Here is a 20,065-nt window from a genome sequence, read left to right as displayed (position 1 = left end):
TACCCCGTCAGGAGAATGACAGATGAAAAATATCGGCTTCTTATCTTTTGGTCACTGGACCCCCTCTTCACAGTCTGCCACCCGCACGGCGCAGGATGTGTTACTGCAGTCGATCGACTTAGCGGTTGCCGCGGAAGAGCTGGGTGCCGATGGCGCTTACTTCCGTGTCCACCACTTTGCCCGTCAGCTCAGCTCACCGTTTCCGCTGCTGGCGGCGGTCGCGGCACGCACCAGCCGGATTGAGATCGGCACTGGCGTAATCGACATGCGTTACGAAAACCCGCTCTATATGGTGGAAGATGCCAGCGCAGCCGATCTGATCTCCAACGGTCGTCTGCAGCTCGGTCTGAGCCGCGGCTCACCGGAGCAGGTCATTGATGGCTGGCGCTACTTTGGTTTTGAACCTAAACGAGGGGAAAGCGATGCCGATATGGGCCGTCGTCACACCGAGGAGTTTCTGGAGGTGCTGCGCGGGGAAGGCTTTGCTAAGCCGAACCCTCAGCCGATGTTCCCGAACCCGCCAGGTCTGCTGCGCCCGGAGCCGCTGTCTGAAGGGTTACGCGACCGTATCTGGTGGGGCTCCGGCTCCAACGCAACGGCGGAGTGGGCGGCGAAAATGGGTATGAACCTGCAGAGTTCGACGCTGAAAGATGATGAAACGGGCGAGCCGTTCCACATTCAGCAGGCGAAGCAGATCCGCGCCTACCGTGAAGCCTGGAAAGCGGCGGGGCATCAGCATACCCCTCGTGTCTCTGTCAGCCGCAGCATCTTTGCGCTGGTCAACGACATGGACCGCGCCTACTTTGGCCGCAGTGGCAACGACCGTGACTCTGTCGGTTTTCTCGATGAGAAAACCCGCGCCATCTTTGGCCGCAGCTATGCCGCTGAGCCAGAGGTATTGATTAAGCAACTGGCGCAGGATGAGGCGATTGCTGAAGCCGATACGCTGCTGCTTACCGTGCCAAATCAGCTGGGTGTGGCTTATAACGCCCATGTGATTGAAGCGATTCTGAAGTACGTCGCCCCGGAGCTGGGCTGGCGTTAATGACCGGCAGCGCTCTCCTGCGGAGGGCGCTGCGGTTTTATCCCTGATCCGATCCCCTCGTCAGCCCCACCTCTTTTCTCTTCCGCTCTGCCTGTTCTCTTTTCTCTGTATTCCCACGCCTTTTACAGGCTGTTCTGGCAGCCGAGCACGCGCGCTTTATGCACCGGATTGCGTCACCGGTCAGCAACTCTTTCATCAGCCGGTTGTTAAACGCGTTTTGTCAGAATAGTCTGATGAAGAACGGTGTCGTTTCGCTGAAGGTGACGCGGATAACAGCCGTTTGCCATCGTTGGGAGCTGTTAAATAAGACCTTATTCAAAGGGATAAGCTATCAATCATATAGGATAAGACAGGTGTGCCTGCCTGAAAATCCTCTATAGAGTAGCGATGAAAATACAAAAAGAGGTGTGACCATGAGCAATTCCATTGATGAAGATGCAAAAGATGCAAAGCCAATCGTCGAAGCCGACCGTGAAGCTGATCGCGAAGCACCAGCGGGCAAATGCCCCTTTCATGCAGGGAAGTCAGCGCAGCCAAATCAGGCGCCGGGCGGCGGAACAACGAACCGTGACTGGTGGCCTAATCAGCTGCGCGTTGACCTGCTGAATCAGCACTCATCCCGTTCAAACCCCCTTGATGAATCCTTCGATTACCGCAAAGAATTTGCAAAACTAGACTACTCAGCGCTGAAAGCGGACATCAAAGGGTTGCTCACGGAGTCACAGGCCTGGTGGCCCGCTGACTGGGGCAGCTATATCGGTCTCTTTATTCGTATGGCCTGGCACAGCGCCGGAACCTATCGCTCCGTAGACGGACGTGGTGGTTCAGGTCGTGGTCAGCAACGTTTCGCTCCGTTAAACTCCTGGCCGGACAACGTCAGCCTGGATAAAGCCCGCCGCCTGCTGTGGCCGGTAAAACAAAAGTATGGTCAGAAGATCTCCTGGGCCGACCTCTACATCCTGGCGGGTAACGTCGCGCTGGAAAATTCCGGCTTCCGCACCTTCGGCTTTGGTGCCGGGCGTGAAGATGTCTGGGAACCGGATATGGATGTGAACTGGGGCGAAGAAGCGACCTGGCTGGAACACCGTCATCCGGAATCGCTGGCGCAGTCACCGCTTGGCGCAACCGAGATGGGTCTGATCTACGTGAACCCGGAAGGCCCGGAACACAGTGGCGATCCCGCCTCTGCCGCCCCGGCTATTCGTGCCACCTTTGGCAACATGGGCATGAACGACGAAGAGATCGTGGCACTGATTGCGGGTGGCCATACGCTGGGTAAAACCCACGGTGCCGCTCCGGCCAGCCATGTCGGTGTCGATCCGGAAACCGCTCCGATTGAAGCGCAGGGTCTGGGCTGGGTTAACAGCCACGGCAGCGGCGTAGGTGCCGATGCGATTACCTCTGGCCTGGAAGTGATCTGGTCGCAGACGCCTACCCAGTGGAGTAACTATTTCTTCGAGAACCTGTTCAAATATGAGTGGGTGCAGACGCGCAGCCCGGCAGGCGCTATCCAGTTTGAAGCGGTCAATGCGCCGGAAATTATCCCGGATGCCTTTGACACGGCGAAAAAACACAAGCCGACCATGCTGGTGACCGACCTGACGCTGCGTTTTGATCCGGAATTTGAAAAAATTTCGCGTCGCTTCCTCAACGACCCGCAGGCGTTCAACGAAGCGTTTGCCCGTGCATGGTTTAAGCTGACGCATCGTGATATGGGGCCGAAAGCGCGCTACATCGGACCTGAAGTACCACAGGAAGATCTGATCTGGCAGGATCCGCTGCCTGCACCGGTTTATCATCCGACCGTCGCGGATATTGCGCAGCTGAAAGAGAAGATTGCCGCATCCGGTCTCAGCGTCAGCGAGCTGGTTTCCGTTGCCTGGGCCTCGGCGTCAACCTTCCGCGGTGGCGACAAACGGGGTGGTGCCAACGGTGCCCGACTGGCACTGCTGCCGCAGCGCGAGTGGGACGTTAACGCCGTTGCGGCGCGCGTGCTGCCGACGCTGGAAGCGGTTCAGCGTGAAGTGAACAAGGCTTCGCTGGCGGATGTGATTGTGCTGGCCGGTGTTGTCGGGGTTGAGCAGGCGGCGAAAGCGGCAGGCGTGACCGTTGATGTGCCCTTTACGCCAGGACGTGTCGATGCGCGTCAGGATCAGACCGACATTGAGTCGTTCAACCTGCTGAAACCGCGTGCCGATGGTTTCCGTAACTATGGCACCGGCTTCGGCAAAACCACCACCGAAAACCTGCTGATCGACAAGGCGCAGCAGCTGACCCTGACCGTGCCGGAGTTAACGGTACTGGTGGGCGGGATGCGTGCTCTGGGCGCTAATTTCGATGGCAGCCAGCACGGCATCTTCACGGACAAGGTGGGTTCGCTGAACACGGACTTCTTTGTCAATCTGCTGGATATGCGCACCGAGTGGAAGGCTGCCGATGCGAGCAACGAGTCCTTTATCGGACGCGATCGCGTCAGCGGTGAAACCCGCTACACCGCGACCCGCGCCGATCTGGTGTTCGGCTCCAACGCGGTGTTACGCGCCTCGGCGGAAGTTTACGCCAGCAGCGACGCCCGTGAAAAATTCGTCAAAGACTTTGTGGCCGCCTGGACCAAAGTGATGAATCTGGATCGCTTTGAACTCTGATTGCTGTTGATGTTGTGAAATCTGAACCCGCTGATGTCAGCGGGTTTTTTTGTGTCTGAAAACAGCTGCGAGACAGCAATTCCAAAGCTTCTGTCGGACATTATCTTTCACCAGCCTGCCAGCGATGAAACAGAGTTGAACAAAAAACATAAATGTTATTGCTTAATCGGTATTTTGGAAAAGGAGATTTAAGGGAATAGGGTGACATTATTATTAACAAAGCTGATGGATGTGCGGTTATGAGTAAGGATCGGTATGAAGCAACGAACACCTTTGTCTATCAGGTTTCTCGCCCGAATGGCGAGCCGTTAGCTGAGCATTTTCGCTTTGTTGAGCAACCTCTGGAACCGCTGGAGGAGGGGGCTGCCTGGGTCAAAAATGTGCATTTTTCAGTCGACCCTTATATGAGAGAGTGCATGGATGGAGACTGGGAACTGAATACGCCGCTGGAAGGCAGAACGATCGGGCAGGTGGTCCAGTCTGCTACCCCGCGTCTTGTGCCGGGTGACTGGGTTTTTCATCGAGAGGGCTGGCGCACCTATGCTCAGGTAAAACCTGATGAGGTCAGAGTAATCCAACCCATTGAGGGCGTGCCTTTACGGGCCTGGCTGAGTGTTTTGGGGGGAACAGGGCTTACCGCCTGGGTGGCGCTAACCCGAATAGTCCAGCTACAGGCTGGGGAATCCATCTTTGCCCTGCATGAAGCATTGCGCCTGTTAAACGCCGAAACTCTTTCTGTTCGCATCATTCGTCATCGCAACAGTTCACGAGGCCTGCAACACGCTTTGCTTCAGCTGGGCTTGGCTCTGGCAGCTCCGGAAGTGACCAGATTAAATGCGGTAGTCGGATTTTTTCTTCCTGCCGGGATAGCCTCTCCAGATCTGATTGAACATCTTCTTGTAGAGCATAAGATTGAGATCTCAGCGTCATTTGGTTCACCGCTGTTACGTATTGGTCAGATGGGTGAACAGTGTCGTGCAGAAAATGTTTTTCGCCTGGTGAATGCATTAGCGCTCACACTTGAAACGCTGGGACATCCCGTTGACCGTGTTGCCGCGCTGGAAAGTCTTACCTTATTATCTGAAGGAGCAATGCCACTATGATCAGGACTGCCTTTTTATGGCCGCTCTTTATTCTGGATTTCATATTACATTTCAGCAGAGCACTCACCTTCACGTTTTTCCCTATTTATCTCTCACAGACGCTGCAGTTTAATCCGCTGATGACAGGCTATGCACTGGGAGGCAGTCTGGTGATCGCCACGGTGGCGGGTGTCTGGTGCGGCATGCTGGTTGATCGCTTCACTCCTCAGCGGTCGCTTTTTCTGGCGACGCTCATCTCGGTTATTGTCTATGGCTTATTAACGCGGGCCCAACATTTCATTCAGGTTTTTATTTTACTGGTCATGATTGAGGTCGCCTTCACGACCATGCACCTCGCAGTGAAATCGCTTCTGTCAGGCTTACTGCCTGAGAACCAACGGGGCGCCGCCTTTTCTGTTACCTATACCCTGATCAATATCGCTTTTTGCAGTGCGCCGGTTCTCGGTATTCTTGCCAGTCACTATGCCGTACATGCGCCGATGTGGCTGTCCGCAGGGTTGAGTTTTATTTCGCTCTGCATACTCAGCTTCTATTACCGACGTTACGATGCGCATCTGCACATCACCTCTCCCGTTAACGGGCCGAAAACCAGCCTCAGGGAGACAGTCAGCGTGTTAATCAGCGATTATCGGTTGCAGCTTTTTACCCTGGGGGGGCTGTTCAGTGCACTGGTCTATGCCCGTTTTGCGACGTATTTATCGCAGTATCTGGGCTATGTGGTCAGCGAGGCAGAAGCGCTGAGGTTAATTACGCTGATTGTCAGTATCAACGCAGCAACGGTCATTCTGTTGCAGTACGTTATTGGCAAAAAGATTACCCGAAAAAATATGGTATTTAGCGTGATGATCGGAACCGGATTACTGGTGATGGGTTCATATTTCTATCACGTCTCTGAGCTGACCCTGTTCTGGATTGTCGGTACCGTACTTTTTTCATTAGGCGAGGTGGTGCTTGTGCCGTCGGAGTTTCTTTTTATCGACTCTATTGCCAGAGACGATATGAAAGGGGCCTATTTCGGTGTGCAAAATATTGCAATGCTAGGGGGCGGAGCTAACGCGATTCTGTTCGGCTACCTGCTCAATAGTCATCTTATCCCGCCATCTGCCATCTTCTATTTACTGATTCTGTTCGCCCTGCTGGGATGTGCTTTATACCTTACCGGCATTCGCCAGAAAAACAGGGTGGTAACAGCCAGAGGCTCCTGAATCCCGCGTCTGATGTTGTTAAATTAAATGACACGCCACCTGGTGCCCGGGTAACACTTCTCGTAACTCAGGCACTGCCTCGCGGCACTGTGCTTCCGCCCGCGGGCAACGTGACGAGAAGCGGCAGCCGGAGGGTGGCCGTGACGGATCCGGAATCTCCCCCTTAATCACCTCGGGGGGGTCATTTTGCGGGTCGAGCGTTGGTACGGCGGCCAGTAGCGCCTGCGTGTAAGGATGCAGCGGCTGACTGAACAGGGCATCGCGGCTGGCGGTCTCCACCAGTTGCCCGAGATACATCACCGCTACGTCATCGCAAAGATGTTCCACTACACCGAGGTCATGTGAAATAAACAGGAAAGTAACGCCGTGGTTATCACGCAGATCGGAAAACAGGTTGATAATCTGAGCCTGAATGGAGACATCCAGCGCTGAAATTGGCTCGTCGGCGATAATAAAGTCCGGGTTGAGAATCAGTGCCCGGGCAATGCCAATGCGCTGGCGTTGCCCCCCCGAGAACTCGTGTGGGAAACGCGGGTAATGTTGCGGAGCCAGTCCGCAAATCTTCATCACCGCGATCACTCTGTCATATAACTCCGCTCTGGTGCAGAGTTTGTGTGCCAGTAGCGCCTCACCAATGGCATCGCCGATACGCTTACGTGGATTGAGTGAGCTGTAGGGGTCCTGAAACACCAGCTGGATTTTGGGGCGCAGCGCCTGCATTTGCCGCGCCGTCAGCGTCGACAGGTCCTGTCCGTGGTACTTAATCGTACCAGCGGTTTTATCATATAACCCCAGCAATGTCCGACCTACGGTGGTTTTGCCGCTGCCGGATTCGCCGACCAGACCGAAGATGGTGCCCGGGCGGATGTGAAAGCTGACACCGTCAACGGCGCGCAGCTGTCCGGTTTCCTGACCAAACAGGCCATCACGTATCGGGAAGTACTTTTTCAGTGCATCCACTTCAATCATGTACTCATCACTCATGCGAAAGATTCCACTTTTTCACGATGAAAACAGGCGGCCTGCCGCGTTTGCCCCACCAGCGGCGGTATGCCTGTCTGGCAAATTTCGCTGGCGCGTTCGCAGCGATCAAAAAAAGCGCAGAATGCGGGCAGCGCGGCAAGGTCCGGCACCTGACCGGGGATGGAGTAGAGCCGACGTCGCCGCTCGCCGGGAACCGGTCGGGACGCGATCAGCCCCCGGGTATAAGGATGCAGCGGATCACGCAATACCTCTGCGGTGGGGCCATATTCAACAATCCGCCCGGCGTACATCACTGCTACCTGCTCAGCCATACGGGCAATGACGCCCAGATCGTGGGTGATAAGCATCAGTGCCATCTGGCTGGCACGGGCCTGATCGCGCAGCAGACGCAGAATCTGGGCCTGAACGGTGACATCCAGCGCGGTAGTTGGCTCATCAGCGATCAGCAATTTCGGCTGGCAGCTGAGTGCCATCGCAATCATAATGCGTTGCAGCATGCCGCCGGAAAGCTGGTGCGGATAGCTGGTCATCAGACTTCCGGCGCGCGCCAGTCCGACCTGGCTAATCAGCGCGATCGCTTGCTGCCAGGCGGCTTCAGGCGATTCCCCCCGATGGCGAATCAACGGCTCGCACAGCTGCTCGCCAATAGTCAGCACCGGATTCAGGGCACTCATCGGTTCCTGAAAAATCATTGCCAGCTGGTTGCCGCGCAGGTCGGCCATCCTGGCAGGATTGAGTGTGAGCAGATCCTGCCCCTGGAAGCGGATGGCTCCGCCATCAATGCGCGCAGCCTGCGGCGGCAACAGTCCCATCAACGACATGGCGGTAACACTTTTGCCGCAGCCGGATTCGCCCACGATACCCAGTGTCTGTCCTGCATAGAGGGTAAAAGAGACCTCCTGCACGGCCTGCACACGGCCATGTTCCGAGGCAAAGGAGACGGATAACTGCTCAAAGGTAATTAGCGGCTGGCTCATTTCAGGCTCCGTTTCATGCGGGGATCGAGCGCATCACGCAAACCATCCCCCAGTACGTTAATGGCAACCACGGTGACAAAGATGGCGATGCCCGGTGGCATCCACAGCCACGGGCGACGCTGGAAGTCGATCAGGCTATTAGCGGCATCCATCATGTTGCCCCATGAGGGGGTTGGCGGGACGACGCCAAGACCAAGGTAGCTCAGCGCAGACTCGCTCAGAATGGCGTTTGCCACCGCCATTGTCGCCATGACCACCAGAATCGGGATGGTATTCGGCAGCAGGTGACCAAACAAACGGCGACGTGAGGACAGGCCCAGCACATGCGTTGCCAGCATAAAATCACGCTCGCGCAGCGAAAGGATTTGTCCGCGCACCAGCCGCGCCAGTTTGGGCCACTCCAGCAGACTCAGCATGATAACCACCATATAGATGCGCGCATCCGCGGAGAAATCGAGCTCTGACAGCATGGCGCCAGCGACAATCAGCAGCGGCAGGCTGGGAATGGTCATGACCAGATCGGCCAGACGCATGATCAGCTTGTCGGTCAGGCCACCCGCGTAGCCCGACACGGCACCAAGCAGATAACCCAGCGTCACCGACAGCAACATCGTCAGCAGGCCAATGGTCAGTGAAATGCGCCCGGCAAGGAGCAGACGGGTGTAGACATCCCGCCCGAGAAAATCAGTTCCCAGCCAGTGCTGCGCCCCTGGCGGTTTGTTGATCATCAGCGCATCTGTGGTGTCATCCTGCCACGGCGACCAGATCGGCCCCAGCACGCACCAGAACGCCATGATAATCAGTAAAACCAGGCACACCATCGCCAGAGGGTTGCGCCGTAATACCCGCCAGGCCTGGCGCCAGGGTGAGGGTGTAGCCTGCGCCAGCGCCGGGATCACCGCGTTGCGCAGGCGGCGTTGCGTGGAAAAAAGTGAACGGACCATCATGACTTCACCCGAATACGTGGGTCAGCCCACGCGTAAAGCACGTCGGCGAGCAGATTGCCAAGGATAGTTAACACTGCCAGAAACAGCGTAAAGCCCATCAGCACCGGATAGTCTCGGGCAGCGAGCGAATCGATGTGAATATGCCCCGCACCCGGCCAGTTGAAGACCTTTTCGGTGATAATGGCACCTGAGAACAGGCCCGGCAGCTCAAAACCAAGCAGGGTAATGATGGGGAGCAGCGCATTGCGTAATGCATGTTTCATGATCACTTTACGTTCGCGCAAACCTTTTGCCCGGGCAGTACGAATAAAATCCATTTTGATGACGTCGAGCATGCTGGCACGAAAATAACGCGTCAGGCTGCCCGCCTGCAGCATCACCAGTGCCAGCACCGGCAACATCAGGTGGGCCGCCACCTGGACAATATAGGCCCAGCCGCTGTCATCACTTCCGGTATTGGTCATGCCGCCGACCGGCAACCAGTGCAGATCTACCGCGAACCATTTGATTAACAGCAGGCAGAGAAAAAAGGTCGGAAAAGACATCGCGGCAAACACCAGCACGCTGACCAGATGATCAAACCACGCGTTGGGTCTGAGTGCAGACGCGATACCGGCGGCCAGGCCGATCCCCCAGTAAAACACCAGGGCGACACTGGCGAGCAGAAATGAATTCCAGACATACTGATTGAGCAGTTGAGTCACAGGGATCTGGTATTGCAGAGAAAACCCTAAATCACCCCTTAACAGCTGGCCAAGCCAGTGCAGATAGCGGGTGAACAGGGGCTGGTCAAGGCCATAAATCGCTTTCAGTTCGGCCGCGCGCGCTGCAGTCAGCGTCACGTTGCCATCGATAAAGTCACCGGGTGTCTTTGCAAATAACATAAAGATGATAAAGGAAGCAAACAGCAGCATGGGCAGGGTGTTCAGCAGCCGCCTCAGGATAAAATTTCGCATGGTATTCTCATATCAGCCGTCAGGCAGTCCTGACGGCTGAACAGCTGGCAAGGTTATTTAACGATTCTGACGTCCGGCAGACTGCCGGTGAGGCCGTTATAAATATCCGGTTTAAAGCCGGTCACGCGGGCGCTACTGGCGGAGAGGATCTGGCGATAGCCGAGCAGAATTACCGGTGGGTCATCTGCCAGCACTTTGTACAGCTGATGGTAAATCGGCTTGCGCTGGGCCACATCCAGCACCGCGTTGCCTTCATTAATCAGTTTATCCACCTGCGGATTGTTATAGCCGGACTCCTTCGCCTCGGTGCTGTAGTAATCCCATACCCCATCATGCGGATCGTTGAGCGTGCTGGTACTAAAGGATGCCAGGTCGTAATTGCCCGCCTTGCGCTGGGCCATCAGGGCGTTGAAGTCCACCACCTGGGGTTTCAGCAGCACACCAATCTGTTTCCAGTTCTCTTTAGCGATCGGGATGAGCGCGTCGTTCAGCACCTTTTTGCTCGCCAGTAAGGTCAGTTCAAGACGTTTTCCGTCCTTCACACGAATACCATCGGCTCCGGGTTTCCAGCCCGCCTCATCAAGCAACTTTTTCGCCTGTGCCGGATCGTATTTGTAGGGATTCACGCCATCCGGGTTATACGCCCAGGAGATGGGTGCGATAGGTTCCACGGCAACCTTGCCATACCCCTGGTACACCACATCGATCAGCTTCTGACGATCCAGCCCATAAATCAGTGCCTGACGCACCTTCACATCCTGCAACGCCGGGCGACGAACATTGAACTCGACCTTGCTGTAATCACTGGACCCGTAGAGGTTGATATTGGCAAAGCCGAGCAGTTTCAGCTGTTCAATATCATCCGGTCGTGACGTAAAGGCGTCGTAATCCGTTTCACCGGTCTGGAACAACTGGAAATTGGTTGATGGGTTTGTGACGCGATAAATAAAACGAGGCGTCGGCGGTGTGCCACGATAAAAGTGGCTATTGGCATGAAAGCGAATTTCCTGCCCGGGGATATATTTATCATAGACATAGGGACCATTGCCCAGCGGTTTGCCATGCAGGGTACGCAGATAGTCAAGATTGCCGCGCTGATAGCCTTTGCCGTAATAAGCTTCCGACAGCACCGGCCCGCCAATTTTTGCCAGTGTGGTTGCGCCAGGTTGGGTGGTGGTGATCTGTAGCGTGAGAGGATCAATGACTTTCAGGCCACTGACACTGTCGGCTTTTCCTGCTTTATATTCCGCGCCCCCGGCTATATTCGCGAGGGTGATGTCGGTGTCGCCATCATATTTCGGATCGTACAGGACGGTAAGGGTAAAGGCGACGTCTTTGGCAGTGAGTGGGGAACCGTCGCTGAACGTCAAATCAGGACGCAGCTTGATGGTATAGACTTTGTTATCCGGGCTTACCGTCCAGCTTTTTGCCAGACCCGGCACCAGATTGCCGTGGCTGTTCCAGTCAATCAGGCGTGAAAAAATAACGTTGGTGACATTTTCATCCCAGCCGTTGACAAAAAAGTAAGGGTTAAAAATCCCCTGAGGTTCAGAAATGCCTGCCACCACCGTATCTTTGCGCAGTTTCGCCGCTGCCGGAATCTGGCTGGAATCGGTGGCCGGGGTAATGCCTTCTTTAAGGGCGTCTTCGGCAAACGTCATCGCGCTGAAGGCTGTCAGGCTGCTGAAGAGTGCTATTTTAAGTCTGAACTGAATATTTTGTTTGTTTATTAAACTGACCAAAAGAGATCCCTCAACAATATAATGGCAATGTGCATTTACAAAAACTGAAAATTAATCTCACCCTGATCCGGTGTCTAACAATCAAACGCTATAACAAATAACAAAATGTCCTTATGTTATTTATGGATAAGCTTGGGAGTAATTCTCTCTATTATCAGGATGCGACTCAGATCAATGTTACGGTACGTGGAAAAGTTCAGTCGTCCATGCTGATTTAATGCGTCAGGCTGGAAGCCGCGATACCGCAATTTGCCGCTGGCTTTCTTCGTGGATGTCATACGGCCCCAACATGCGTGAGATGTGTGAGTTCTGAGCTCCCAGAGACGTAGATCTTCGGGATTGATCAAAAGATAGAGACCAGGAGATTTGGAAAATCAGAATGCTTAAGTGAAAGGTGTCAGACAAAGGGATTTAATATCATTCACAGAAAAGACTCTTACAAAAACTTGTTGAATATGGGTTGTGGGAAATTTGTGCGGATGCCAGACCAGTATCGACTTTGCCATAACTGGCTGATAATCAATCTAAATCAGAAGGCCTTGGCTGGCAGGGACAACGGGCGCGAAGCCTGAAAATTCCATAGCATGGTGCTCCGTCTTAGTGCAAATGCACATGCCTGGAGTCAGGCTTCCGCTCTCCGACGCCACCAGCAACAGGATGGCAGGCGAGCTGAGACGACAGGTTTTAAGGCCTGTTTTGAGTGAGTTAGTGAAGAAATGCGTGGGAGAGGGAGGGGGAATCGCCCTGCTGACACGATAGTTGCTGCCTCTGAACATGTTTCTGTTGTTTATGCGGGATTCACGTCGCGAGGTGAGCAAGTATGAATAGCTTCATGCAGTCTGCGGGCAGCACCCACTATTCGACCGTTGGCGTTGCCGAGTCACGCCGCTTCGAATACTGGAACGACGTCGTGTTACGTCACTGCATTCCGGCAGCCAGCGTGCCCATAGCAGGGGTCGACTTTGACGCCCGGCTTGCGGTGCGTGGCGTGGGCATGGTGGATATCTGTTCGTTGTCCGCACCTTTGCACCGCTGTGATCGCACCGCCCGATATCTGAGACAAGGCCCCGATGATGATCTGTGGCTGGGCTATATGTAGGGAGGATACGGCCAGCTTGAGCAGGGTGGACGCAAGGCGGCGCTGGTGGCGGATAGTCTGGTGCTCTACGACGCCGCACAGACTTTCCGTTTCAGTCTGGGTGGACACGATAACCATCTGGTGCGGGTCCCGCGACATCTGCTGAGTGGTCGTTTGCCGGGGATTGAAAACCTCACTGCTGTGGTGTTGGATGACCGCCGCCCCGGCGTGATCCCGCTGCGTGAAATGCTGCGTCAGGCGACGGTAATGCCCAGCTATCTGGACAACCCGGAAATTTCTGGTCGTTTCTCCCAGACGCTGCTGGATCTACTGGTGTTGAGTCTGGAATTGCAGGATCCTGACAACGTCAGTGCTGAGCGCGATCTCTATGCCCGCATGATGAATTACATCAGGCGGCAACTTGTCGAGCCTGATTTGAACATCGAAAGTCTGGCACGGGCACACCACGTTTCCGTTCGTACCGTCACGCGCGCTTTCGCCCGCCATAAAAAAACGCCGATGGCAGTGATTTGGCAGGAGAGACTGCGGGCAAGCCGCGAGGCTATCGAACGTGGAAAGGTAAAAAGTGTGTCACAGGCGGCACTGGATTTCGGCTTCTCTGATTTCTCTCATTTCAGCCACGCCTTCCGCAAAGCCTTTGGCGTCTCACCTCGCTCCCTGCTGGCAAAGGAAAAGCAAAGTTTGTGATGCGTTATCTCAACACCACTCTGGCGCAGCATCTGGCTGATTGCCGCCACCGCGCCGCTGCGCATCCAGGCAGGTTAATGCATGGTGTCGGAGCAACCCGGTGCTGATGATCTCTGAATGCTGAAAAGCAAAAAGCCTGCTCGTAAGCAGGCTTCTTAAATCTGGCTCCTCTGACTGGACTCGAACCAGTGACATACGGATTAACAGTCCGCCGTTCTACCGACTGAACTACAGAGGAATCGTTTGAACGGGGCGCATAGTAACGGCCACGCTGAGCCATGTCAAAGCTCTTTTTCATAAATCTGCGCGACTGCTGAAATAGTCGCCAGTGCGGCGTTTAATAAACCAGAAGAAGTCCGTCAGACGCTGAACAGGGGTGTCACAGCCCGTGCGGCAGACTGAGGTATTTATGAGGTGTTTTACCGTTCTGCCTCTCTTGCCAGGCGGCACGAGGCGTGGTTTGCCCGGATAGTTTTTTACTGCCGTCACAAAGTTTTCATTACGCCTTTGTCAGCAGATAAAACGAAACGTAGATTTCATTTTAACCCTGAAATGAATATCCGGAGCTGAAATGAAACAAGTCCGAATTGGCATGATCGGCAGTGGTTATATCGGGCGCTGCCATGCGATTGCTTATGCTCAGGCCCCGACCGTGTTTGCGCTGAAAGGTGAGATCGTGCGGGAGATGCTGGCCGAGGTAAATCCAGAGCTGGCGGCCCGTCAGGCAGCCACCTTTGGCTTTGCGCGTTCTACGGGAGACTGGCGCGAGCTGGTCAGCGATCCCGCCATTGATGTGGTGGATATCTGTGCGCCCAATTTTCTGCACAAAGAGATGGCGCTGGCGGCGATACGCCACGGCAAGCATGTCTACTCAGAAAAACCGCTGTCTTTAAGCGTGGCGGATGCGCAGGAGATGGTAAGCGCTGCGCAGGCGGCGGGGGTGAAAACGCTGGTCGGCTTTAACTACATGAAGAACCCGACCAGCCAGCTGGCGAAAGAGATCATTGCCCGCGGAGAAATTGGCGAGGTGATCCATTTTTACGGCACGCATAACGAGGATTATCTTGCCAGACCGGAGACACCGCTCGACTGGCACTGTCAGGAAGCGCTGGCAGGGCTGGGTGCGCTGGGTGACCTGGCGGCGCATATCGTCAACATGGCGCACTATCTGGTCGGTGATATTGCGGAAGTCAGCGGTGACATGATGACGGTCATTACCGCACGACCCGACCCGAAAGCGCCCGGACGTCAGTTACCGGTGGAAAACGAAGATCAGGCCAGTGCGCTGCTGCGCTTCCGCAATGGCGCGCACGGCGTCATTGAAACCTCGCGTATCGCCTGCGGCGCGAAAATGGGCCTGACCTATGTTGTGACCGGGACCAAAGGCACGCTGCGTTACACCCAGGAGCGCATGGCTGAACTTGAGCTTTATCTGCATGACGAGCCCGCCGGGCGACAGGGATTTAAAACGATCCTGACAGGACCCGCCCATCCCGACTATGCGAACTTCTGTGTTTCAGCCGGACATGGCATCGGCTTTAACGACCAGAAAACGGTGGAGGTCCGCGATCTGATTAACGGTATCGCGGCGGACGACCGCATGTGGCCCGATTTTGCCGAGGGGTTACAGGTGCAGAAGGTGCTGGAAGCGATCGCGCACTCTGCTGAGCAGCGGCGCTGGGTGGAAGTGTAACGGCAGATCAGGAAGGCTGTCAGATAAGAAGGGGACAAGGCGGGAAGAGAGTTTCCCGCCCTTTAAAATCAGATCAGGCCGCTTTTCTCCCACCACAGCTTATCCAGCGCATAGAAGCGATCGCGCTGGCTCTCAGGCTGGTTAAGATCGCGCTTCCACGGCTTGGCCAGTATGTAGTGCAGGTTTTTCACCTCATCGTCCTGCCAGAGCCCGCGGTGCTGAAACGGCAGCGTTTTCAGCGCATTGTAGATATAAGAGAGCGGCTTCCAGCGGTCGGCAAAGATTTCATTCAGGAGATCCTGCTCCGAGAAAGGATAGGCGCTCAGGTCATCAATGGCGGCGATACGTTTTTCCATCGCCTCAAACACCGCATTATCGGGCTTCAGCACCAGAAAACCGCCGTTGAGGTAGAGATCCACGCTCTGTGGTGCTGTCTCACCGCGTGCCTGCCAGGTGTAGTGGCACTGCTCCGGCTGCCATTCCGGCGGATAGGAGGCGATCTGGTTGGGATTGCAGCGGCAGGCGTGGCAGGCCGCCAGCAGATTATCACCCAGATCCAGGGTAAACAGCTCATCCATGTTCTGCAGCACCAGCATGTCCGCATCCAGAAAAACGACGCGCTCATAGTCCGTCAGTTGCCAGGCGCGCAGCTTGGTCCAGACCTCGCCGAACTGCGCCGAGGCGTAGTGCTGATCCAGATCTTCACGCGGATAGAGTGGCTCAACCGGCTCAATCACGCAGCCTGCATCCTGCAGACGCTGACAGTCCGCCTCAGAAATGGCGGGAGTCGTCATCACCACCAGTGGCCACTGGCTGTGGCTCTGTTGCAGCGAACGGTGCAGCGCTTGTACGCCCACCAGATAATCGGGTTGTGTTAACAGCGTTACCCAGGCAAACATGGCTTTCCTCAGTCAAAAAGTGGCGTGATGTAGTCGTTACCCAGTCGTCCCTGTGGATCGAGCTGGCTGCGCAGGGCGCGGAAGGCGTCCCATTGCGGATAGATCTCACGCCAGTTGTAGCGTTCTTCATCGTAATATTTGCCCCAGTGCGGGCGTCCTCCCTCTTCGGCCAGCAGTTTCTCCACTTCCGTCAGGAAGTGCAGTCCCTCCTGCGACAGCGAACCATCGTCGGCGTAATAGACGACAAAGCCGAAAAAGCAGGTGGGCTGATCGGCGGCCGGACTGAGCCAGGCCGAGGAGGCGCCGGTGCAGCGCAGGATAATCGGGTAGTGCATATGCGGCCGGTTCTCTGCATACCACTGCTTTATCCGGCGGATGATGGCTGGCGTTTTTGCCAGCGGGACGCCGATCTCCACGTTGATCTGTGGCACCGCAATGCCCCGGCAGAAGAGCTGATAGATGTCACCGGTAACATCCGTGAAGTCGCGAAAACGGGTCACGGTGCGAAACTGCTTGCCGCCTTTCCCCTGAATCTGGGTATCGCGGTGCATGTGCGCCAGGGTCTGATCGATCGTCTCGTTCAGACTGTCATCCGCCTCGCCCTCATGCTCGACCACTTTGCGCCCCTGCTGCTCATAGCGCTGGCGCTCCTCCTCGCTGGCTTCATGGGCGTTCCAGACATGCATCAGATTGTCGTCAACGAACCACCAGGCTTTGCTGAGAGGGTAGTCGTTGTTCCAGCGCAGCAGATCCTCTTCCAGCGTATCGGCAGAGACCGCATTCTTATGGCAGGTGAAGATGCGGTATGGCCCGGTGCGCAGCGTCACGGCGGTGACAATACCCAGCGCCCCCAGAGAGACCTGAGCTGCCGGGAAATCCGCGTCGCCCCGGACAAACTCGCGCACGCTGCCGTCGGCCAGCACCATGCGGATGGCCAGTGCTTCATCGGCAATCGAACTCTGCTGCAATCCCTGGCCGTGCGTGCCGGTGGCCATTGCCCCTGCCAGGGTCTGAATGGCAATCACACCCGGCGACGACGCCAGCATGCGGTTCATGCGGGTCAGGGTGCGATAAACCTGTTCCAGCGGGGTGGCACCCCCGAAGGTCACGCTGTCCTCATCGCTGGCGAGCTGACCGCTGAGCGCGCTGAGGTCGAGCAGTAAATCATCTTCACTGACGTGCAGCATCCGTCCGGGGGAGAGCTTGCTGCCGATGACCCGAATCTGGCCGCGTGACTCCCGGATAAGCTTCTGTAATTCCGCTTCGCTGGCAGGGCGCTGAACCTGATGACGGCTGCCGATTTTAGCGTTCTGCGCCCAGTTCCAGAGCGCATCATCATCGGGTTCAACATGAGTCTGGCGAAGCGGATAGAGGCGTGCGTCTCTGCTCACAACAGCGTTCCTTTTATGGCAATTTAATGACGAATGTTTACTAAGCGTAGACCATGAGTAAGCGGAGCCAGAGCGGTGAGCAATTATTTGCGGATATAGCGCAGTGTGGCGGTGACAGCGAGCTGACGATTGCGCCGGATACTCTCTTCTTCGCTGTTATCCGGACTGAAGAGGGCATTGAAGGTGTAGCGGTTTGAGACGTGATGAACACAGATACTGCTGATCAGACGATGAACGTCGATGGTCTGCACATCGGCGATAAACACGCCCTCCTGCTGACCGCGGGCAAGAATGTCATCCAGCAGATCCAGCGCGCTGCGGTTAAGCGCTTTAATCTGCGGTGACTGCGTGATGTAGCGACCGCGCAGCAGGTTCTCACTGCAGACCAGCCGCATAAAGTCGGGATGGGCAACGTGGTAATCGAAGCTCGCTTCCACCAGGCGGGTCATGGCCAGCTCCGGCGTCATGGCGGCCAGGTTCAGGTCGGTTTCATGCGCACGTATCTGCTGATAGACCTGCTCCAGCACTTCGATGTAGAGCTGCTCCTTGCTGCCGAAGTGATAGACCACCATGCGTTTAGTGGTCTGAGCGTGTTCGGCGATCTGCTCCAGTCTGGCACCCTGCATACCAAACTCTGCGAAGGTTTTCAGTGCGCCTGCGATGATGCGTTTTTTCAGCCCTTCCGGGTCATTTTTGCGTTTCGTAATTTCGGACATGGTGCTCAATAAGGTGATTCTGACCGGGGAATGGTAGCACAGTGTTGAGGCGTAGCCCGCAATCGCGGCGTCAGCCTGGCACAGCCCGAAAGATTACAGGTATAATCCTGAACAATATTTAACAGATTCAGAGACGACAATGACAAAACTCACCTTACAAGAGCAGATGCTGAAAGCAGGCCTGGTATCCAGCAAAAAAATGGATAAGGTTCAGCGCACAGCGAAGAAATCCCGGGTTCAGGCGCGTGAAGCCAGAGCGGCGGTCGAAGACAACAAAAAAGCGCAGCTTGAGCGCGATAAGCAACTTAATGAGCAGCAGAAACTGGCCGTCCTGTCGAAAGAGTACAAAGCACAGGTCAAACAGCTGATCGAAATGAACAAAATCGAGGTGGCAAAAGGCGACATCAGCTTTAACTTTACCGACAACAACCTGATTAAAAAAATCGTGGTGGATAAGCTGACGCAGACCCAGCTGATTAACGGCCGTCTCGCCATTGCCCGCCTGACTGCTGACAAAAATGGCGAAAGCCAGTACGCCATCATCCCGGCCAGCGTGGCGGATAAAATTGCCCAGCGTGATGCCAGTGCTATCGTCCTGAACAGCGCACTGAGCGAAGACGTGCAGGACGAAGATGATCCCTATGCCGATTTCAAAGTGCCGGACGACTTAATGTGGTAACCGCGGACTGAGGCAGTCAGAAGGGGCTGGCGGCTGAGAAGTGTAGAGGCTCACCGCTGACCGGATGTGTAAACGCTAATCCACTGGCGTGCAGCATCAGCCTCTCCGCCTGCTCAGCGCCCGGCAGCACCTGCCCGCCATAGAGATCACAGCCCAGAATCGGGTGCCCCAGCTGCTGACAGTGAATGCGCAGCTGATGGGTACGCCCCGTTTCCGGCGTCAGCTCAACCCGTGTAGCCGCCACCTCCATTCCTTCTCGTCCCTGCCAGTGGCCGCGCGCGATAACCCGGAAGCGCGATCGCGCAGGCTTGCCCTTAAGCGGGCAGATTGTCATGCGGGGAAACTGCGCCGGATCTTTCGCGATGGCGGCATCAATCACACCTTCATCCTCAGCCAGATGGCCGCACAGCAGCGCCTGATACGTTTTGCTCACGCTGCGCTGGCTGAACTGCTGACTGAGCGCCGCGTTGATCGCTTTATTCAGCGCGACGACCATCAGTCCCGAAGTGCCAAAATCGAGCCGGTGCACCAGCGTACAGCCCGGAAACAGTCTGACCAGCCGGTGATGCACTGAATCGAGGTTTTGCGGATTCTTACCGGAAAGGCTGAGCAGCCCGCTGGGTTTATTCACCACCAGCAGATGATCATCCTGAAACAGAAAGGTGATCTCGTCATGGCAGGGCGGAGCAATAAACGTATCGATAATGGCAGACATAGTGAAACCGGACGATGAAGGGCAGAGGATCATAACCGATTGCGTGTTGAGTGACGACTCCCGGCCTGTCAGGGCAGAGACAAACTGAAGGGATGCCAAAAAAACATTTAGTATTTTGTTCAGCAACTTGCGCGATTTTTAGTGATAAATTCGGGCAGTTCTCCCTTTTACGACTACAGTCTCTGGTGAGGTTGTTTTCAATTCGTACCAATGGAGGATTTTCTGTGTTAATTCAAAACGACGAGAAAGGCCACGTAATTATTGGCGAAGCGGCACTGAGCCTTGCCCTGGGTGAGAAAGAAATCAGTATCGCATCACTCTTTACTCAACTGGGATACATGGCGAAATCCGAGAGCAACCCCGACCGGCTGACGCAAATCTCCGAGGCCAGAAGCTGGCTGAGCAGTTTTACGTCTCCGGCGATTGCCCAGCAACAGGTGCCGTATCTGCAGACACTTACAGGCCTGAACGACGAACTGAACTAGCTGTAACTGAACTGACACCAGTGGACGTAGTCCGGCTCCGGCCGGAAAACGACGAAGCGAATAACCTCACAGGTTGCGCGAAAGCGTATACCGGCCG

Annotated in this window: 16 protein-coding genes, 1 tRNA gene and 1 pseudogene; 8 read left to right on the top strand and 10 right to left on the bottom strand. The window is 55.5% G+C overall.

From position 1 onward, the window contains the following. Positions 1–22 precede the first annotated feature (22 nt). The 4 genes from AC1V0D_RS08350 to AC1V0D_RS08335 all read left to right on the top strand — a co-directional run bounded on the left by AC1V0D_RS08350 (position 23) and on the right by AC1V0D_RS08335 (position 5,998). The gene (locus AC1V0D_RS08350) at positions 23–1,045 is read left to right on the top strand and encodes an LLM class flavin-dependent oxidoreductase (RefSeq protein ID WP_482907237.1); all 1,023 of its coding nucleotides are present in this window, start codon (positions 23–25) and stop codon (positions 1,043–1,045) included. A gap of 413 nt (positions 1,046–1,458) precedes the next feature. After that, positions 1,459–3,690, top strand: a complete 2,232-nt coding sequence (gene katG, locus AC1V0D_RS08345) for a catalase/peroxidase HPI (protein ID WP_111208604.1) — start codon at positions 1,459–1,461, stop codon at positions 3,688–3,690. Between the two features lie 239 nt (positions 3,691–3,929). Beyond that, positions 3,930–4,793, top strand: coding sequence for a hypothetical protein (locus AC1V0D_RS08340; protein WP_482907236.1), 864 nt, complete (start codon positions 3,930–3,932; stop codon positions 4,791–4,793). Beyond that, entirely contained in the window at positions 4,790–5,998 is a 1,209-nt protein-coding gene (locus tag AC1V0D_RS08335; RefSeq protein WP_482907235.1) for an MFS transporter, read from the top strand. Before AC1V0D_RS08340 ends, AC1V0D_RS08335 begins: the two co-directional genes overlap by 4 nt. An 18-nt stretch (positions 5,999–6,016) precedes the next feature. On the opposite strand, the gene AC1V0D_RS08330 is transcribed toward AC1V0D_RS08335, so the two are convergent. The 5 genes from AC1V0D_RS08330 to AC1V0D_RS08310 are packed head-to-tail and all read right to left on the bottom strand — an operon-like array spanning position 6,017 to position 11,523. Further along, the gene (locus AC1V0D_RS08330; protein WP_426607633.1) at positions 6,017–6,982 is read right to left on the bottom strand and encodes an ABC transporter ATP-binding protein; all 966 of its coding nucleotides are present in this window, start codon (positions 6,980–6,982) and stop codon (positions 6,017–6,019) included. Continuing rightward, positions 6,979–7,959 (bottom strand): ABC transporter ATP-binding protein, encoded by a 981-nt coding sequence (locus AC1V0D_RS08325; protein ID WP_325936135.1) that lies wholly within the window; start codon positions 7,957–7,959, stop codon positions 6,979–6,981. The genes AC1V0D_RS08330 and AC1V0D_RS08325 overlap by 4 nt, the downstream gene beginning before the upstream one ends. Beyond that, a complete protein-coding gene (gene opp4C / locus AC1V0D_RS08320; protein WP_181405400.1) occupies positions 7,956–8,903 on the bottom strand; it encodes an oligopeptide ABC transporter permease in 948 nt (315 codons plus the stop codon). The genes AC1V0D_RS08325 and opp4C overlap by 4 nt, the downstream gene beginning before the upstream one ends. Beyond that, entirely contained in the window at positions 8,903–9,862 is a 960-nt protein-coding gene (locus tag AC1V0D_RS08315) for an ABC transporter permease (protein WP_140925560.1), read from the bottom strand. Before AC1V0D_RS08315 ends, opp4C begins: the two co-directional genes overlap by 1 nt. Positions 9,863–9,915: 53 nt before the next feature. Beyond that, positions 9,916–11,523 carry an ABC transporter substrate-binding protein gene (locus AC1V0D_RS08310; protein ID WP_482907234.1) on the bottom strand — a complete coding sequence of 536 codons (1,608 nt, stop codon included), beginning with the start codon at positions 11,521–11,523 and terminating at the stop codon, positions 9,916–9,918. A gap of 901 nt (positions 11,524–12,424) precedes the next feature. On the opposite strand from AC1V0D_RS08310, the pseudogene AC1V0D_RS08305 reads away from it, so the two are divergent. Further along, a pseudogene (locus AC1V0D_RS08305) lies at positions 12,425–13,390 on the top strand (helix-turn-helix domain-containing protein). A 162-nt stretch (positions 13,391–13,552) separates the two neighbouring features. Here AC1V0D_RS08305 and AC1V0D_RS08300 read toward each other — a convergent pair. Beyond that, positions 13,553–13,628: transfer RNA gene (locus AC1V0D_RS08300), tRNA-Asn, on the bottom strand. Between the two features lie 333 nt (positions 13,629–13,961). On the opposite strand from AC1V0D_RS08300, the gene AC1V0D_RS08295 reads away from it, so the two are divergent. Beyond that, a complete protein-coding gene (locus AC1V0D_RS08295; RefSeq protein WP_482907233.1) occupies positions 13,962–15,083 on the top strand; it encodes a Gfo/Idh/MocA family protein in 1,122 nt (373 codons plus the stop codon). A gap of 68 nt (positions 15,084–15,151) precedes the next feature. Here AC1V0D_RS08295 and AC1V0D_RS08290 read toward each other — a convergent pair whose 3' ends face one another. The 3 genes from AC1V0D_RS08290 to AC1V0D_RS08280 form a co-directional block, all read right to left on the bottom strand. Further along, the gene (locus AC1V0D_RS08290) at positions 15,152–15,982 is read right to left on the bottom strand and encodes a glycosyltransferase family 8 protein (RefSeq protein WP_009089371.1); all 831 of its coding nucleotides are present in this window, start codon (positions 15,980–15,982) and stop codon (positions 15,152–15,154) included. Between the two features lie 8 nt (positions 15,983–15,990). Then, positions 15,991–17,373 carry a D-arabinono-1,4-lactone oxidase gene (locus AC1V0D_RS08285; RefSeq protein ID WP_482907232.1) on the bottom strand — a complete coding sequence of 461 codons (1,383 nt, stop codon included), beginning with the start codon at positions 17,371–17,373 and terminating at the stop codon, positions 15,991–15,993. Between the two features lie 83 nt (positions 17,374–17,456). Next, complete coding sequence (locus tag AC1V0D_RS08280) at positions 17,457–18,089, bottom strand: TetR/AcrR family transcriptional regulator (RefSeq protein ID WP_009089375.1); 633 nt, start codon at positions 18,087–18,089, stop codon at positions 17,457–17,459. A 139-nt stretch (positions 18,090–18,228) separates the two neighbouring features. Here AC1V0D_RS08280 and AC1V0D_RS08275 point away from each other — a divergent pair, with 139 nt between their 5' ends. Next, positions 18,229–18,768: a DUF2058 domain-containing protein gene (locus AC1V0D_RS08275; protein ID WP_046102161.1), complete on the top strand. Its 540-nt coding sequence runs from the start codon at positions 18,229–18,231 to the stop codon at positions 18,766–18,768. A 16-nt stretch (positions 18,769–18,784) separates the two neighbouring features. Here the strand turns inward: AC1V0D_RS08275 and AC1V0D_RS08270 are convergent, their stop codons facing one another. Beyond that, positions 18,785–19,483, bottom strand: a complete 699-nt coding sequence (locus tag AC1V0D_RS08270) for an RluA family pseudouridine synthase (RefSeq protein WP_265138963.1) — start codon at positions 19,481–19,483, stop codon at positions 18,785–18,787. A gap of 224 nt (positions 19,484–19,707) precedes the next feature. Between AC1V0D_RS08270 and AC1V0D_RS08265 the strand changes: the two genes are divergently transcribed. After that, the gene (locus AC1V0D_RS08265) at positions 19,708–19,968 is read left to right on the top strand and encodes a hypothetical protein (protein WP_009089378.1); all 261 of its coding nucleotides are present in this window, start codon (positions 19,708–19,710) and stop codon (positions 19,966–19,968) included. Positions 19,969–20,065: the final 97 nt, after the last annotated feature.

The sequence above is a fragment of the Pantoea sp. PA1 genome (assembly GCF_056856975.1).
This window is presented reverse-complemented; position numbering and strand designations above follow the sequence as displayed.